The 1738-nt window shown below is 79.3% G+C and carries 2 protein-coding genes; both read left to right on the forward strand.

Going from position 1 to position 1738, the window contains the following annotated elements; genetic code table 11:
• Nucleotides 1–45 precede the first annotated feature (45 nt).
• Entirely contained in the window at nucleotides 46–774 is a 729-nt protein-coding gene (locus tag GTR02_RS21565; RefSeq protein WP_338073978.1) for a monooxygenase, read from the forward strand.
• A gap of 95 nt (nucleotides 775–869) precedes the next feature.
• Nucleotides 870–1721 carry a carotenoid biosynthesis protein gene (locus GTR02_RS21570; protein WP_166609516.1) on the forward strand — a complete coding sequence of 284 codons (852 nt, stop codon included), beginning with the start codon at nucleotides 870–872 and terminating at the stop codon, nucleotides 1719–1721.
• Nucleotides 1722–1738: the final 17 nt, after the last annotated feature.

The raw sequence follows: 1738 nt of genomic DNA on the forward strand, positions 1-1738 counted from the left end.
AGGCGGGCGGGGCGGGCTCCCCCGGCGGAACGTAGGGTCGCCGACGTGAACCCCGCCGCCCCGGACTGCGTGACCCTGCACCTGTGGACCGTTGCCCCGCAGGGCGTCCCGGGCGCCCTGACCCGGATGGCGCTGGACCGCGTGCGCCTGGCCCGCACCCCGGGGGCCCGGTTCGCCAAGATGCTGGGCACCGGGGACGGGCGCACCTTCACCGTCCGCGACGCCGACCCGCTGCGCTGGGCCGCGGTCGTGGCGTGGGACGCCGAGGCCGACGCCGACGCGTTCGAGGCCTCGGCGACCGTGCGCGCCTGGCGGCGGCTGGCGACCGAGCGGCTCGTGGTGCGGCTGCGGCCGCTGACCAGCCGCGGGCACTGGTCGGGTGCGCAGCCCTTCGGCCCCGCGGACGGCGGGGCGGCCCGGGCCCACGAGGGCCCGGTGGCCTCGATCACCCGCGCCCGCCTGCGCCTGCGCCGCGCGGCGTCGTTCTGGTCCGCCGTCCCGCCGGTGTCCGCCGAGCTCGGCGGCGTCGACGGGCTGCGCCTGGCCATCGGCCTCGGGGAGGCCCCGCTGGGCTACCAGGGGACGTTCTCCCTGTGGGACTCCACGGACGCGCTGCGGCGCTTCGCCCACCGCGGCCCCGCGCACCGCGACGTCATGGCCCGCACCCCCACCGAGGACTGGTACGCCGAGGAGCTGTTCGCCCGGTTCGCGGTGCTGTCGGTGCAGGGCACGGCGGGCGGGCGCGACCCGCTGCTCGACCCCGTCGCCGGCTGACCCGGCCCGGCCCCCGGAGGCGGGAGCCGGGCGCGTCTGGCGGGGTGACGTCGGGCCGGGGACGTCGTGTCGTGACCGGTCCCTAGAGTGAGCCCGTGCTCCCCGACCTCGGCCGGCTGCTGACGGGTGCCCTCACGGGCGCCGCCGTCCTCAGCCAGGTGGCCCACCCGCTGCTGCGCGGAGACGCGTTGCGCCGCACCACGATCGGTTCGGTCGCCCTGTTCTCCGGGGCGTCCCTGGCGGACGCCGCGCGCCGCGGCGGGGCCCGCCAGGCCGTCCGCACCCTGGTCGTCGCCGGCGGGCTGGGCCTGGTCGCGGAGGCCGTGGGGACCCGCACGGGACGGCCGTTCGGCCACTACCGCTACGCCGGGACGCTGGGGCCGCAGGTGCTGCACGTGCCCGTCGTGGTGCCGCTGGCCTGGACGATGGTCGCGCACCCCGCGGTGCAGCTGGGGCGCCGCCTGGCCCGGCACCGCACGGGCGCGCGGCGCGACGTCGCGGTGGTCGCCGCCGCGGCCTGGACGCTCGCGAGCTGGGACCTGTTCCTCGACCCGCAGATGACGAGCGCGGGGCACTGGGCGTTCTCCACGCCGCACCCCCACCTGCCCGGCCTGCCCGGGATCCCGCTGTCCAACTACGCCGGCTGGGTCCTGACGGCCGTGGTCATCTGCACCGCGCTGCACCACGCCGTGCCCGAGGCCGCGCCGCGGGACCCCGCCCCCGGGCGCACCGCGGGCGGCCCCAGCCAGGCGGTGCCCGGCTGGCTGCTCGGCTGGACCTGGCTGGGGTCGACGCTCGGCAACGCCGTGTTCTTCCGCCGTCCCGCGGCGGCGGCCTGGGGCGGCGTGGCGATGGGCCTGACCGCGGCGCCGTACCTGCGCAGCCTGCTCGCCCCGCGCCGCCTCCCCGCCGCCGGGCACCTCCCCGCCGCAGGTGGCGCGCGTTGAGCAGGGAGTGCGCGGTC

The sequence above is a fragment of the Kineococcus siccus genome (genome assembly GCF_009906795.1).
Classification (GTDB): Bacteria; Actinomycetota; Actinomycetes; order Actinomycetales; family Kineococcaceae; genus Kineococcus; species Kineococcus siccus.